The sequence below is a fragment of the Streptomyces sp. NPDC088794 genome (genome assembly GCF_044750545.1).
GTDB lineage: Bacteria > Actinomycetota > Actinomycetes > Streptomycetales > Streptomycetaceae > Streptomyces.
Genome location: NZ_JBIVKB010000006.1, coordinates 381,323 through 396,215, shown reverse-complemented (window position 1 = coordinate 396,215; position 14,893 = coordinate 381,323). Strand labels below are relative to the sequence as shown.

The following is a 14,893-nucleotide window of genomic DNA, read 5'->3' as shown; positions in this document are numbered from 1 at the left end:
GCCGTGCCGATGCCGGCCGTCTCGCGGGAGCGCGCCTCACCGGGCCGTGCCGCCGGACAGCACCTCGAACGGGTCGCCCTCGCAGGACAGCGCGGTCGCGCGCATCGCGTTGATCCGCGCGAGCTGCTCGGACCACGGCAGCGCCTTGAGCTTCTTCCACACCGGGCGCGTCTCGGCCTCGACCTCGCGACGCATGCTCGCCGACGTGCCGGGCAGCGGCCTCAGCTCCCCGAGGATCCAGGCCACCGCGACGGTCTGCGCGTAGTCGGCGCTCCCGAAGCCGCTCCAGCCGACGGGGGTGCAGTCCGGCGCCAGCCCCTTGGCGAGCAGGGCCCGGGTCAGCTCCTCGCCCTTCGCGTCGGCGACGACGGCGTCGTCGAAGCCGAAGAGCACGGTCGTACGGGACCACCGTGGCGTCGACCCGTACGGCAGTACGGCGGTGTTCTCGCGGACCGCGACCGGCGCCCGGTCACCCAGCGCGCCGTGCAGCAGGCGCAGCGCCTCCTTGCCGGGAGCCGCCAGGCCGGCCAGCCGGTCCTGGTGCGCCCTGGCCACGCACACCGGGCCGTCGCACACCGACTCGGCGGCGGCCCTGTCGACGACGTACATCCGGCGTGGGTCGGAGGGCAGGACGAGCAGGGCGAGCACCGCGCCCGCGACGACGGGTGTCAGGGCGAGCAGCCGGGTGCGCGGGGTCGCGGCGACCAGCAGCGCGAAGCCGGTCACGGCCATGCCGAGGAGCCAGATCGTCTGGCCGACGTGCACGGGGGTGGAGACCGTGACGAGGACGTTGTGCACCTCCTCGACCTCCGGTGAGAGGAGGGAGACGCGTTTCGGCTGCGTGCTGTCGAACCCCGTCGCCGGATCGATCGTGCTCGTCCGGCCCAGGGACATGTGCATGAGGGCGGTGAACACGAAGGCACCGACGGCCAGCAGGGGCGGGGTGAGCGCGGAGGGCAGGGCCCGTCCGGCGCCCATGCCCAACAGGGCCCCCGCGACGAGGAAGAGCGCGCCGATCAGGGAGATCGGCAGCCAGCCGAAGTGCAAGTAGTCGGTGTGGGCGGGCACTTGGACGCCGCCCACGAGGACGAGGAGCGCGAAGGCCGAGGTCAGCGTGATCGCCGTGGCGCCCGCCGGCACGGCCGCGCGATGCCGGGCGGGGCGCGGTGTGCTGGTCAGCAGCTCGATCATCTTCGAGCGGTGGTCGCGCAGACCCTGGAGGGCGCCGAACCCCACGGCGAGCGGCCACAGGTAGAACAGCAGGCTGCGGGTCCACATCGCCAGAGACGTCCACTGGGCCGTCCACGCGGTGGTGCCGTTCCACCACGAGGCGTTGCCCAGCAGGTACAGGAACGCGAGCGCGCTCGTCAGGACCACGCCGCCGGCCCATGGGGCGACGGAACGTCTCAACTCGGTACGCAGGACACGGAAGTCGACGTCGAGGCGCGGGACACGGGCGTTCACCAGGAACCCCTCTCCCGCTCGGGGTTCTGGAGCAGCGCCGAGTAGCCGCGCTCCAGCGGGCTGTCGCCCACGTGCTCGGGACCGCCCGCGGCGGCCAGTTCGTCCGGGGTGCCCTGGAAGACCAGCCGGCCCTCGGCGAAGAGCACCACGTCGGTGCAGGCGGCGGCGACGTCCTCGACGAGGTGGGTCGAGACGACCACGCAGGTGTCCGCGCCCAGCTCCTGCAACAGCTCGCGGAAACGCAGCCGTTGGGCCGGGTCCAGGCCGGCCGTCGGTTCGTCGAGGAGCAGGATCGCCGGATCGTTGACGATGGCCTGGGCGATGCCGACCCTGCGCACCATGCCGCCGGACAGCGCCTTCATCCGCTCGTCGGCGCGGTCCGCGAGGCCCACCCGCTCCACGGCACGCTGCACCGCCCCGGGGATGTCGGCCTTCGGCACCTCCTTCAGCCACGCCATGTACTCGACGAACTCGCGCACGGTGAACCGCTTGTAGTAGCCGAACTCCTGCGGCAGATAGCCGATCCGGCGACGCACGGCCCGGTGTTCGCCCATGCCGCCGGCGGACTCGCCGAGCAGTTCGAGGGTGCCCTCGGCGGGGCGCAGCACGGTGGCCAGCGCCCTGATGAGGGTGGTCTTGCCGGCCCCGTTGGGCCCGAGGACACCGTGCACACCGGTGCCGAGCGACAGGTCGAGCCCGTCGACGGCCATCCGCTTCCGGCCGACCCTGACCTTCAGTCCGGTGGCCCGGATCTGCCAGGCGTAGGGCGTCGGCGCGATGTCGGCCGCGCTCACCGCGGGCATCATGGGGCGCTCCTTTCACTTGTCTTCGTGGTGGGTTGTCCGACGGGTGTCTCGGTCGTCATCGATGCGCCCCCAGCACGGAGTACGCACCCCTGCGGGCGATCACGACACCCACGCCGAGCGTGAGGACCAGCCCCCACACCGGCAGACCGCCCGTCTGCAGCGCGAAGGTCGCCCGGCTCGCGGCCACGGTCGGTGTCACGACGACGGCGGCCCATACGACCACCACCGCGACGGCGGCCCGGGTCACCCCGACGACACCGCCGAGCGCCAGGGTCGTCGAGGTGAAGGCCAGACAGGGCAGCAGCCACTGCGCGGCCGTCACGCCCGGCACCCCCGTCGCCCAGCCGGCGACCAGCAGCGCCGGCACGACCACGGCGAGCACGGAGGCCGTACGCCGCAGCACGAGATGGAGCCCGGCCCTGGGCACCGACGCCGTCAACTCGTAGGCGGGATCGAGCCCTTGCGACCAGGAGGCCGCGACGCCGAGCACCGGCAGGATCGGGGCGAGCAGCAGCACCAGCGACACATCGCGGGGTCCGGAGCCGAGGCCGAAACCGCCGCCGACCACGTCGAGCAGGAGCGCGAGCAGGGTGACGCTCACGACCATGGCCAGCCACGGCACCATCGTGGGCGTCAGCCAACTCGACAGCCGTACCGACCGATACCGGCGGCGCGGTACCGGGGTGGTGGCGGCGAGCCGGGGTTCGAGGCCGGACCAGACGGTGCCGACGAGCGCGGCCACGGCGGGCGCGTGCGCGGTGACGGCCGCCGAGAGCCGGTCCCGGCAGACCCGGCACGCCTCCAAGTGGGCTTCCACGGCCCATACTTCGTCGGCGGCGAGGTCCGTGCCGCCGCGTGCGTAACCGTCGATGATCCGCGTCGACGCGTGTTCCCCGTCCATGTCAGCGCCCTCCGCCCTCATGTCAGCGCCCTCCGCATCGCGATCCGGGCCCGGCGCGCACGGGTCTTGACCGTGCCTTCGGGCAGCCCGAGCAGGACGGAGGTCTCCCGGACGGAGAGCCCGTCGAGGACCATGGCCTGTAGTACCTGCCGCAACTCCGGCGCGAGGCGGCGCAGCGCGTCACCGACGTCTCCGCCGACGGTCGCCGCGAGCGCCTCCTCCTCGGCGGCGGGCGCCGCGTCGGCGGGAGCGGCGGCCAGGGGCGGCTCGGCGTGGTGGGCCCTGCGCCGGAAGGCGTCGACGAGCCGGCGTGCGGCGATCGTCCACAGCCAGCCGACGGCCGTCCCGCCCACCGAGGCGCCCGCGAACGCGCCGGCCGCGCGCCACACCGCCAGATACGTCTCCTGCATCACCTCGGCGACGATCTGCTCGTCGCCGCAGCGCCGGCGCAGCCGCACCGCGAGCCACGGCGCGGTACGCCGGTACAGCTCCTCGAACGCCGCGCGGTCACCCTTGGCGACCAGCCGGACGAGACGTTCCTCGTCCGGCTCGCCGGGTGCCTTCCTGACTGATCTCACACCGGCTAGACGCGGGACGCGGTCCGCGGGTTTTCCCTACGAAGTGAGCCCCGTCACACGGTTGGCGTGGACGGGGCCGGAGACGAGAGCGGGGCCTGGGCCGGGGCGGGGCCGGGTCTCAGCACACCGGGAAGCCGAACTCGTATCCCTGCTGCTTGAGTTGGGGCAGGATCCGGCGCAGGGCCTCGACGGTCTGGGAGCGGTCCCCGCCGGCGTCGTGGAAGAGCAGGGTCGGACCGTTCGGCAACTCCCGCTGCACGGTGGCGACGATGGCGTCCGTGCCGGGCTGCTCGAAGTCCTTGGTGTCCACGTTCCAGCCCAGCGGGCGCATGCCGTGGGAGGCGGCGAGCTTGCGGCTGTAGGGGGTGAAGGCCCCGCCGGGCGCCCGGTAGTACATCGGCCGGACGCCCCCGGACGCCTCGGTGATCATGCGCTCGGCGTCGAGGATCTGCTGCGACTGGTAGGCCTGGGACTTCTTGTCCATCGTGGTGTCGTGCGACACCGAGTGGTCGCACAGGCGATGCCCGGCGGCGACGACCTGCTTCACGAGGTCGGGGTGGGCCTGCGCCTGCGTCCCCACCATGCAGAACGTCGCCTTGACCCCGAACTCCTTCAGTACGTCGAGGACTTGAGGGGTCCACTCGGGGTCGGGGCCGTCGTCGATGGTGATGTTGACGCCGCGCGTCCCCTTGTCCGAGGCGTGCGCGATGGTCACGGCGACGCGCTCGACGTGGCCGCCCGCCGCCGAAGGCGCCGACGCGGCGGCCTTCGGCGACGGGGCACCGGCCTGCGCGGTCCAGGTCGAGGCGCCGGCGGCGAGCAGCGCCACCCCGAGCGCCGCGCCGAACACCTTGCCGTACCACCCGTGCCCGCCGCCGTGCCGCGCCATGTCCGCCCCGCTCTCCCGCAGTTCCTCGCCGAATCCCTGGTCACCCAACGACCAACTGGCAGGACGAGAAGCGGCGGCGAAGGGATGCGTCCGTTACCGATCAAGGACAAATCCGGGGTGATTCACGGACGATCGGCGGGCGGCGAGCGGTGGGTACCGGACGTTCGTCAGGTGGTGAAGCGGTGGGTACCGGAACCGACCCGGTAGACCGCGCAGCCCTCCTCCTGCCGCAGGAACGTCCCGTGCGTGTGTCCGACCGCCGCCGGGCCGGACGCGGGCACCCACACCTCCGCGGTCGTGTTGGGCGGCACCTCGCAGGTCAGGGTGAAACGGCCGCCCTTCAGGCGCCACCGCGTGGCGACCGGGCCGTAGAGCGAGGTGAACTCGGCGCGGGCGGAGGTGACGTCCTTGCCCGGGCGGGGCCGGACGACGATCTCGCGGTAGCCGGGCCCGCCCGTCGAGATACCGGCGATGTTCGTGTACATCCATTCCCCCACCGAGCCGTAGGCGTAGTGGTTGAAGGAGTTCATGCCCGCGTCCTGGAAGCTGCCGTCGGGCCGGATGGAGTCCCAGCGTTCCCACATCGTGGTGGAGCCCCGGTCAATCGGATATCCCCAGCTGGGGAAGGTGCGTTGCAGCAGGAGGCGGTAGGCGACGTCGGTGTGACCCGTGTCGGTGAGGACGGGCAGCAGTCGGGGAGTGCCGAGGAAACCGGTCGACAGGTGCCAGTCCTTGGCCTCGATCAGCGCCACCAGCCGGTCCGCCGCGGGCCCCCGCGCCGCGTCCGGCAGCAGGTCCATCGACAGCGCCAGGACGTACGCCGTCTGCGTATCGCCCTTGATCCGGCCGTCGGCGGCGACGTAGGCGTTCTGGAAGGCCGTCCGGATGCGCCCGAACAGACCGCGGTACAGGCCCGCGTCCGCGTCCTCGCCGAGCTCCCCGGCCATCCGGGCGGCGAGGTCGGCGCTGTGCGCGAAGTACGCGGTGGCGACGACGTCCTTCGGCGTCTCGTCCTCGACGTTCAGCCAGTCGCCGTATCCCTGTGCCGGGCGCAGCAGTTGAGCGCTGTTGCGCTCCAGGTACGTCAGCCAGGTCTTGACCGACGGCCACGCGTCCCGCAGGACCTGCTTGTCGCCGTACGCCTGGTAGAGGGCCCAGGGGACGGTGACGCCCGCGTCGCCCCAGCCCGCGGTGCCGCTGCCGAGCGCGCCGACCACCGGCGCCACGTCCGTGAACGCGCCCTCCGAGGTCCGTGAATCCCGCAGATCGACAAGCCACTTGGACAGGAAACGGGCCGATTCCATCGTGTAGGCGGCCGTGGGCGCGAAGACGTTGATGTCTCCCGTCCAGCCGAGCCGCTCGTCGCGCGCGGGCGTGTCGGTCGGCACGGACAGGAAGTTGCCGCGCTGTCCCCAAGTGATGTTGTGGTGCAGCTGGTTGAGCATCGGTACGTCGGTCTCGAAGTCCAGCGTGAAGGGGGCGGACGTGTGCATGACCCGCCCGGTGACGGCCTTCGCGGTCGGCGTGCCCGGGAATCCGGTCACCTCGACGTAGCGGAACCCGTGGAAGGTGAACCGGGGTTCGTAGACCTCCTCCTTCCCGCCGCCCTTGAGGGTGTACGTGTCGGTGGCCGCCGCGGTCCGCAGGTTCGCGGTGTAGATCGTGCCGTCGGGGTTGAGCACCTCGGCGTGTCTGAGCCGGACGGTCCCGCCCGCGGCGCCGGACACCCGCAGCCGCACCGAGCCGACCATGTTCTGGCCGAGGTCGAACACGTGGACGCCGGGCCTGGGTTGGGTGATCGCCTTCGGCGTCAGCTCCTGCTCGACCCGTACCGGGGCGTCCACCTGCGCGACGATCAGGCCGGGCCCGAAGGCACCGGCGCCGCCCCTGCCCCGTACGCCGAGCCAGCCCGTGTCGTCGAAGCCGGGCGCGGCCCAGCCGGGGGTCTCCTTGCGCGCGTCGTACGTCTCGCCGTTGAGCAGGTCGGCGGCGACGATCGGCCCGGCGGCGGCCCGCCAGTCGCCGCCCGAGGTGATGCGCTCCCTCGTCCCGTCCGCGTACTCCACCTCCAACTGCGCGAGCAGCGCCGGTACTTGGCCGTACTGCCCGGGCCCGAACATGCCCACGTTGCCCGCGTACCAGCCGGGTGCCAGATACGCCCCGATCGCGTTGGCGCCGGGCCGCAGCAACTCGGTGACGTCGTGCGCCTGGTACTGCACACGGGTGCGGTAGTCCGTCCAGCCGGGGGCGAGTTCGTCGCGGCCCACCCGGCTGCCGTTGAGGTGGGCCTCGTACAGACCGAGCGCCGTGGCGTACAGCCGCGCGCGTGCCACCTTCCGGCGCGGCAGCCGGAACTCGTGCCGCAGCTGGGTCACGGCGTACGACACCGGAACGACCCGTCCCCACGGTCCGGCGCCCCACGCGGCGGCCACTCTCGCCGCCGGCCAGCCCCCGTCGTCGAACCCCAAGTCCCGCCAGCCCGCCGGGGGTTCATGATCCGTGGCTTTCCAGGAGCCGTCGGTGAACATCTTCTGCTCACCGGTCGCGGTACGGACCACGAGGACGGCGACGAGCCCCGCCGGGCCTTCGGTCGCGTTGGTCGCGGCGACGGCGATAACGTTGTCGCCCGCCCGCACCCGGTCCAGTACGTCGACCACGGCCGGGCGTTTCCAGTCCTCGTTGTCCGTGTCGAGGTCGGTGTGGGCCACCTCGACCCCGTTGAGGGAGACGGCGTACACGTTGTCGACGGTGATCGCGAGCGTGGCCGACGTGATCCCGTCGGGGAGTCGGACGGTCCGCCGGAACCAGCGGGTGGCCGCCGGCACACTGCTCGTCGGATCGCCCTCGGGGAACCAGATCCACGAACCGCCCTCGAAGGACGGCGCGTCGACGAGGCCGGCCGGCGCGGAGATCCACTCGGCGGTCCACTCCCCGCCCGTCATGAGTCCGGTCTCCCACCACGAGGGCGCGCTCCAGCCGGAGACCCGGCCGTCGTCGTCCCACACGCGAACGGACCAGTGGTAGCGCGTCCTTGGCGCGAGCGCGGGACCTCCGTAGGACACGAGGACGGACTCGCCGGACATGACCTTCCCGCTGTCCCAGACGTCCGGCCGGGACAGGCGCGACGCGGTGGTGGCGACCCGGACCTGATAGGCGCTCTGCCGCACGTCCACCCTGTCGGACACCAACGGCCAGCTCAGTCTGGGCCGTTGGGCGTCGAGGCCCAGCGGGTGCCGGACGTACTCCACGGTCGGCGCGGCGACGCGCAGCCCGCCGGCTGTCCGCGCCTGACCCTGCCCGGCTGCCGGCGCGGCCACCGCCGGTACGCCCTCGGCGGTCACCGCCGCGACCGTGGCGACGGCACCCGCGAGGATGCTCCTCCTGCTGATCACTACGACTCCTCACTCGCACGCACTGCTGGAATGGACGACTCGATGAATCGATTCATATGTGAGAGGCGTGGGTAACGTAGAGCCGCGTGGGGTCGGGGTCAATCGTCGTGGCGTTGTTTTCTTGACGTGGATGGTTCGTGATGCGTCGGTGCCGGGGCGGTCCGCGAGTCGAGGCCGATCGGATTGAACGGTTTCAATCAACGCGACGGACCTTAGAGTGAGCTGATCGACTCCTGTGACGGATGTGCCGGGAGTCGGTTCTCAAGGGGACTCAAGGGGAAGGCACAGGGGGCAGTTGATGGCGGGCTATGTGGGTGGGCTGCTGCGAAGACCGGTCGCGGCGGGAGTGAGCGGGGCGTTGGTGACGGCCTCGGTGCTGCTCGCGCCCTTGGCGAGTGCCGCGGACCGCGGGCCGGCCACGGTGGGTGTGGTCTCCGCGGCGCCGGGATCGGCCCAACGCGGGTCGCTGAGTGCCGAGTTGGGTGACGGCGGCCGGGTCGAACTCGTCGACGGACGGGACCTCCGGGTCACGACGGACCCGGAAGGCGCCGGGGGCCGTCCGGCCCGCTACACGGTCGCCGCCACGAACGGCACGGTCTCCATGCGGCCGACCGGTAAGTCCGCGGCGGACCGCAGGGCGGCGACGCTGCCGCTGACGGCGACGGGCACGCGTGTGGGTGTGGGTGCGGGTGCTGGTGCTCGTGCGGGTGCGGCCACGAGTACAGCCGCCGCGCGTGGCGGTCTCGGTACGGCGAGCGCCGCCGCATCGACGTACACGGTGAAGCTGAGCATCACGCACGCCGACGTCCGGTCCAAGATGTTCTACGTCTGGGACCGCAGGACGTGGGCGTCGTACGCCGTCAACATCGGTACCTCGGGCGGCACTTCGAGCGTGAAGCTGCCTCCGGGCGACTACTTCTCGGTGGCGTTGCACGACGACTGGATGGAGCCGAGCTACCTGCTCACCCGTACCTTCACCGTCGGTTCGGCCGCCACCACGGTCACCTTCGACCAGCGTGCGGCCAAGGAGACCGCGATCCGTACCGACGACACCACCGCCGGCCGGGACTCCTCCGCCGTGTGGATCAGCGTCCCGGGCGGCGACCTGGCGGGCTTCGCCGGCGCGGGGCCCGACAAGGTGTACGTCACCCCGTTCTCGGTGCCCGGTGTCTCGCTGCGGCTGCACGAGGTGCTCGCCAAGAAGGGCGCCTCCGCGAGCGCCCCGAGCCCCTACCGCTACGACCTCACGCACAGCTTCACCGGCATGGTGCCCGCGTCGCCCGTCAAGACGGTCCGTACCGCCGCCCTGGCGAAGACCGTCACGAAGATCAACGCCCCGGGCACCCGCACCACCGCGTACCTGCAGAGCGTCCCGTCCTTCGGCGAGTGGACGGGCGTGTTCATCGGGGACTCGGTGCCGGCCGCCGGTTCGGTCACCGAGTACACCACCCCGGACATCACCTACAGCCGCCTGCTCAACTACGGCACCGGCGAGCTGAATCTGAACCTCCCCGACCGCACCCTGCCCGCCGGGGCCAGCCCGGGCGAGGTCCTGGGCGCGGCCCCGCTCCAGCCGGTGCGCGGCCAATCCATCGGCTCACAGCGGTACTTCGGGAAGATCTCGCTGTACGAGGGAAGCGCCTTCGGCGACACCGAGGGCAACACGGGCCTCGACCTCCGCGCGACCTACGCCTACAGGCTGACGTCCGACGGCGTCACCTACGCCCAGGCCTCGGGCCTCGACAGCTCCCAGGGCGTGACGTCGTCGAGCCTGCCGTCGCTGGAGAAGACGTACACCCTCGACCAGACCGTCCACCGCCGCGTCCCGTACGCCCGGTTGTCGACGGACGTGCACAACGAGTGGACGTTCCGCTCGGGTTACGCGGAGGGCAGGGAACTCCCGCTGATCGACGCCCCGTTGAAGGTCTCGGGGCTGGACAGCCTGGGGCGCGCGGCGGCCGGGACGGTCCGGATCGACGCGAGCGCGCGCACCCGCAACACGTCGTCGGAAGCGGCGAACACGAGGATCACGGGCCTCGCGTACTCCACGGACGACGGCACGCACTGGACCGACCTGCCCGTCGGGACCGACGGCTCCGCCACCCTGGACGTACCGGCCACGGCCTCCTACGTCACGCTGCGCGTCACCGCGGCCGACGACAAGGGCGGCAGCCTCGTCCGCACCATCGTGCGGGCGTTCGGGGGCCCGGCCCCGCAGAGCGACGAGACGGTGGGCGCGACGCGCATCTCGAACGTCGTGGTGAACGGCGGAAAGCCGGTGGAACTGACCGACGAGCCGCTTCAGGAGTTCACCGCGAAGTTCACCGCGACGGATCCGTCCGGGATCGCGAGCGGCGACCTCTACCTCTACCGGGGCTCGTACACCACGCCCGACGCCGTCCTCTACGGCACCTGGCCGGCGACCTGCACCAAGGTGAACGCCACCACGTCCACCTGCGCGGCACAGCTGGCCTACATCCAGCCGCGCTGGACCCTCGGCCGCAACTCCCTCGCCGGCGCCTGGAAGGTCGCCGCCTGGACCGAGTCCGCGGACGGCACGGGACACACCGACCTGCACGCCGCCAAGTCGGCCTCGGTGGTGCGCGATGCGACGGTGACGGTGAACGCGTCCCCCGAGCCGGTCACCAAGGGCAAGACCCTCACGATCACCGGCAAGCTCACCCGCGCGGACTGGGAGACCCTCGGCGGCTACCACGGCTACGCCGCCCAGAAGGTGAAACTCCAGTTCAGAAAGAAGGGCACCTCCACGTACACGACGGTGAAGACGATCACCACGAGCAGCACAGGAGCCCTGAAAACCACGGCGAAGGCCACGACGGACGGCTACTGGAGATACGCCTTCACAGCCACCCCCACGACGGCAACGGCCACGTCGGGCGGCGACTTGGTGGACGTGCGCTGACCTGATCGCACCTCGCCGGGCCCTGGATCGCTCCGGGGCCCGGCAGTCGAGCAGCGAAGGACGGCGGCCGTGGGCGCGCCTCTTCCTCACACCCGTGGCTGCCGACTGGCGACCCGGTAGATCAGGTACGTGATTCCGAGGATGAAGTCCACGGCCACCCACAGCCCGATGATCAGGCCCACGCCGATGGTGGTGCCGACGTCGTTCGCGTCGTTGCACAGCTGCAGTCGTGCGCCGGTCCTCCCCTGACATGACTCAGGTGTGCCGTGGCCGCTCGCGGCTCCGGCGATCACCCAGATCAGGAACAGGATCTGGACGGCCAGGAAGACCCAGAAGAAGACGCGATGTCGCTTGCGGCGGAGGGGTGTTGCTGCCTCGCTCTGGTACGGGGATTGGCCAGGTGGGATGCCCTGAGGCTGTGCCGGCCAGGGGTGTGACGGTGACGCTTGCGCCTCGGGATTCCGTGGGCCCCAGGTCTGTGCTGGGGCGGTCCTGGGATGCCGAGCGTGATGCAACTTGCTCATGATCCGGCCCTTCTGGGCGTTACTCATTCCATCGTCCGCCTCGGGGGTCGCATGTGCTCGCCGAGACACCGGGCTCGAACATTTGTCCGTTGAGCTGCACGCGCCGAGTGCCGCCCGACCGCCTCCAGGGCGAACAGCGCACCGACCGCGGCGACGAAACCGCACGTCCGCCAGGCCACCACCCCGGGCCCGTCGTCCAGACCGGCCGCCGCGGAGTACAGCTCACCCGCCAGTACGACGCCATCCTGATCTGGCTCTCCACCGCACTGTGGCGCACGACCCCGGCCGCGGAACACACCACGTCCCCGAACCGGGTGCCGGCCTGAGCCGAACCTCTGCTCTCGCGCACCTTCGAGCGACGCGACTGCGGCCAACTCGCACTCTCAGCCTGGGAAGCCCAGCCCAGCCCAGGACATCCAAGGACATCCAAGGCTCGCCGCTGGAGCTCCACCCGGGACTCCACCCATGGGTCCAGGTGCGGAAAGCCTTGTCCCAGCAGGCTTGAGGGCATGACAACGACCGACTGGATCATCGACATCGCCCTCGTCCTCGTCGTCTTCCGGCAGCTGCGGGAAGACCGGCTCGACCTCAAGACCTTCCTGATCCCGCTGGGCATCGTGGCCTTCGTGGCGCACAGCTACCTCGACTCGATCCCCACCGCGGGCAACGACCTGGTGCTGATCGGATCCCTGATGGGTACAGGCGCCGTCCTCGGTATCGCCGGCGGCGTCTACACCCGGATCCGCTCCGCCGGCGGTCACCTCCTGATCAAGGCGGGCGCGGTCTCGGCGATCCTGTGGGTGCTGGGCATGGGCGCCCGGATGGGCTTCCAGCTGTGGACCGAGCACGGCGGCGGTTCCGACGACGTCGCCCGGTTCAGCCTCGCCCACCACATCACCAGCGAACAGGCCTGGGTCGCGGCGTTCGTCCTGATGGCGCTCACCGAGGTGGTCACCCGGGTGGCCACGATCTACGTACGCAGCCGGATGGTCGACCGTACGCAGCCGGCCGTGACGGCAGTCCCCGCCGCGTCCTTCTCCGGCCGCACGGCCTGACCGCGGGCCACACCCCGACATCCGTCAGGGCCACGACGTCGCATCGGACGACGGGCCGCTGCGATGGTGGTGACGATGATCGCCGGAGTCCTTGTTCCGCCGCCGGCGGTACAGGCACCAGCACAGGCAGCATCGAACGTTGCGGCCGGAACGGCCGGATGGACACCGGAGATCTACCCGCTGTGCTCAGGCGAGTGGGCAAAGCGGGATGTGTCGAGTGCCCAGCGGCCCGATGAGCTGATCGCGCGCTGCTGGGCATCTGGCATTGCCTGCGTGGCGGTTGGTCAGGGCGACGGCAAGCACGGCATCTTCCACCTGTTCAAGTGCGATACGCGGTCGCTCTCGAACTTCGTGGACGCGCTCTCTGTTCGCAACAACCAGACCGGCGCAGCCCAAGTCCGTGTCGGACGCGCACCTGCACAAGGTGGCGAGTTGCGCTCGGAGATGGTGCCGGGTCGCGTACAGCAGAGTCTGGACGACACGAACTCGGCGTCGTACTTACAGGCCTGGATCAGTCGACGGCGATGTTGGTGAGGTCGATGGTGATGATGGGGTTGGGGAGGGGGTGCCCGTCGGCCACGGGCAGTACGTAACGGTGGGTTGGAAAGACGAGACCGGCGACGGTGCGGTGTGCCTCTGTTCGATGGGCAACGGGTCGGTCACCCATGACGTACGGATGGTAGTCGTGGCGGCGCAGCAGGCCTGAGGTGTCGTAGGAGAGGATCTGTTCGGTGCTGTGGGTGGCGATGTGCGGGGGGAAGACGGCTCGGAGTCGACGCCACTGCTCGCCGTCCGGCTGCCAGGGTGCGAGTTCCTCGGTCCGGACGTCCGGGTGCGCGAGAAGGTAGGGCGTGGTCAGGTAGTTCCACATCGCGTATCCGCCGAAGTAGAGGGCGTGCAACTCGTCCCAGGCGCTGGTGAGTTCCTGCCCCTGGTACGCCTCTCGCGGGGAGTGGCGTTCTAGGACGACCTTCCCCGTCGGATCCTCGATCGCCACCCGCCCGGGGGTGTAGACGCCGCGCAGCCCGGGGGTGGTGAAGTCGGTGAAGATCACGTGCTGCTGCTGCACGTCGACTACGAGGTGGGCCTTGCTGAAGATCCCCGCTTGGCCGCGCCGTGCCCACATCGGACCGCCGATGTCGGCCGTTGCGCGGATCGAGGCGGCCTGACTCCAGCGTCGGAGGCCGCCGTGCGCATCGAGCACGGTGTTCAAAAGGTCGTTCACTTGCTTGCTTCCTTGTCGGAGACACCGCGGTGGCGGTTGGCACCTGCGGTGCTTTCTATGTGGTCTGGATGAAATGCTGGAGGAGCGCGATCAGGGCGTCCGGTGCATCCTCCTGGCTGAAGTGGCCCGCGTTCGGCAACTTGATGACGGGGCGGTCCGGCCAGACGGCCTGAAAATCCGCGATCTGCCGGGAGGGCAGGATGGCGTGGTCCTTCATGCCGACAGTGAGCATCGCCGGCTTGGACCTGAGGTTCTCCAGCAGGGGGAAAAGCTCCTTCACATAGGGCGTGAAGCGCCTGAGCACCGCGTCGAGCATGAGTCCTGCCGAGCCGACGGTCTCGTCCTTCGTGGGGAAAGGAGCGCTGTAGGCCGCGAGCCAGTTCGCGTTCACGACTGCGGAGTTTTCGAAGCCGATGCCCTTCATCACGCTGAGGATGTTGACTCCGAGGTTCCCCAGGATCTCCTCCACCGTTCCGGCGTCGTGGTGGTCCTGCACGACCTGGAACCAGGGGCTTGTCTCAGTGGCCGGCGCCAGGCCGAACCCTGTCAGCGTGTTGACCAGGAAGACCCGCTTGATCCGGTCGGGGTGGAGCATGGTGTACGCGGATCCGATGAAGCCGCCCCAGTCCTGGATCACCAGTGTCACGTTCTCCAGATCGAGGTCATCGATGAGGTTCGCGAGGTTCTCGACGTGAGCCTTCGGGGCGTAGTCGCGGTCGCGGGGCGTTCCGCTCTTTCCGAAGCCCATGTGGTCGGGTACGACGACCCGGTGGGTCTCTGAGAGCGGCGGAATGAACTTCCGGTACAGATACCCCCAGGTCGGATCGCCGTGAAGGAGTACGACCGGGTCTCCGTGCCCCTCGTCGACGTAGTGCATCGGAAATCCGTTGCCCTCGAAATAGTGAGGGGCAAAGGGCCATGTTCCACCGAACGTTTCCTTTGCGTCGATCATGCTGACTCTCCTTGATAGTGGTCGCCGAATGCACGTGGGCGACATCGTTGAGTGCTGCGACGCGTGACGCATCCGCAGCGTCTGTCCGGGTCGAGTGCGGCCTGGCCCTCTGCGCGGACCACGGTCGTGGGACGGTGCCCCGATGGACTGCGCGGCTTCCGCATGTGGGTGAACACCCGCAGCG

The 14,893-nt window shown here is 70.5% G+C and carries 13 protein-coding genes; 4 read left to right on the top strand and 9 right to left on the bottom strand.

From position 1 onward, the window contains the following. Positions 1 to 36 precede the first annotated feature (36 nt). From ACIP6U_RS20345 to ACIP6U_RS20320, 6 genes are all read right to left on the bottom strand, one after another. Entirely contained in the window at positions 37 to 1,464 is a 1,428-nt protein-coding gene (locus ACIP6U_RS20345; RefSeq protein WP_401719497.1) for a hypothetical protein, read from the bottom strand. After that, the gene (locus ACIP6U_RS20340) at positions 1,461 to 2,270 is read right to left on the bottom strand and encodes an ABC transporter ATP-binding protein (protein WP_401719494.1); all 810 of its coding nucleotides are present in this window, start codon (positions 2,268 to 2,270) and stop codon (positions 1,461 to 1,463) included. The genes ACIP6U_RS20345 and ACIP6U_RS20340 overlap by 4 nt, the downstream gene beginning before the upstream one ends. Before the next feature lie 55 nt (positions 2,271 to 2,325). Beyond that, positions 2,326 to 3,171 carry a zf-HC2 domain-containing protein gene (locus ACIP6U_RS20335; protein ID WP_401719492.1) on the bottom strand — a complete coding sequence of 282 codons (846 nt, stop codon included), beginning with the start codon at positions 3,169 to 3,171 and terminating at the stop codon, positions 2,326 to 2,328. 17 nt (positions 3,172 to 3,188) lie between these two features. Further along, entirely contained in the window at positions 3,189 to 3,749 is a 561-nt protein-coding gene (locus ACIP6U_RS20330; protein WP_401719489.1) for an RNA polymerase sigma factor, read from the bottom strand. Between the two features lie 118 nt (positions 3,750 to 3,867). Then, positions 3,868 to 4,638, bottom strand: a complete 771-nt coding sequence (locus tag ACIP6U_RS20325) for a polysaccharide deacetylase family protein (RefSeq protein WP_401719636.1) — start codon at positions 4,636 to 4,638, stop codon at positions 3,868 to 3,870. 167 nt (positions 4,639 to 4,805) lie between these two features. Beyond that, positions 4,806 to 8,030, bottom strand: coding sequence for an alpha-L-rhamnosidase (locus tag ACIP6U_RS20320; RefSeq protein WP_401719486.1), 3,225 nt, complete (start codon positions 8,028 to 8,030; stop codon positions 4,806 to 4,808). A 298-nt stretch (positions 8,031 to 8,328) separates the two neighbouring features. Here ACIP6U_RS20320 and ACIP6U_RS20315 point away from each other — a divergent pair, with 298 nt between their 5' ends. After that, on the top strand, positions 8,329 to 10,953 hold the full coding sequence (locus ACIP6U_RS20315; RefSeq protein WP_401719483.1) for a hypothetical protein: 2,625 nt from the start codon (positions 8,329 to 8,331) through the stop codon (positions 10,951 to 10,953). A gap of 86 nt (positions 10,954 to 11,039) precedes the next feature. On the opposite strand, the gene ACIP6U_RS20310 is transcribed toward ACIP6U_RS20315, so the two are convergent. Next, positions 11,040 to 11,477, bottom strand: a complete 438-nt coding sequence (locus ACIP6U_RS20310; protein ID WP_401719480.1) for a hypothetical protein — start codon at positions 11,475 to 11,477, stop codon at positions 11,040 to 11,042. 89 nt (positions 11,478 to 11,566) lie between these two features. Here ACIP6U_RS20310 and ACIP6U_RS20305 point away from each other — a divergent pair, with 89 nt between their 5' ends. The 3 genes from ACIP6U_RS20305 to ACIP6U_RS20295 all read left to right on the top strand — a co-directional run bounded on the left by ACIP6U_RS20305 (position 11,567) and on the right by ACIP6U_RS20295 (position 13,066). Then, a complete protein-coding gene (locus ACIP6U_RS20305; protein ID WP_401719478.1) occupies positions 11,567 to 11,803 on the top strand; it encodes a hypothetical protein in 237 nt (78 codons plus the stop codon). Positions 11,804 to 11,986: 183 nt separating this feature from the next. Further along, positions 11,987 to 12,532 (top strand): hypothetical protein, encoded by a 546-nt coding sequence (locus tag ACIP6U_RS20300; protein ID WP_401719475.1) that lies wholly within the window; start codon positions 11,987 to 11,989, stop codon positions 12,530 to 12,532. A 75-nt stretch (positions 12,533 to 12,607) separates the two neighbouring features. After that, a complete protein-coding gene (locus tag ACIP6U_RS20295; RefSeq protein WP_401719474.1) occupies positions 12,608 to 13,066 on the top strand; it encodes a hypothetical protein in 459 nt (152 codons plus the stop codon). On the opposite strand, the gene ACIP6U_RS20290 is transcribed toward ACIP6U_RS20295, so the two are convergent. Together ACIP6U_RS20290 and ACIP6U_RS20285 are read right to left on the bottom strand one after the other, a co-directional pair. Then, complete coding sequence (locus ACIP6U_RS20290) at positions 13,044 to 13,757, bottom strand: hypothetical protein (protein ID WP_401719471.1); 714 nt, start codon at positions 13,755 to 13,757, stop codon at positions 13,044 to 13,046. The genes ACIP6U_RS20295 and ACIP6U_RS20290 overlap by 23 nt on opposite strands. A 55-nt stretch (positions 13,758 to 13,812) precedes the next feature. Further along, complete coding sequence (locus tag ACIP6U_RS20285; RefSeq protein WP_401719468.1) at positions 13,813 to 14,709, bottom strand: alpha/beta fold hydrolase; 897 nt, start codon at positions 14,707 to 14,709, stop codon at positions 13,813 to 13,815. Positions 14,710 to 14,893 lie beyond the last annotated feature (184 nt).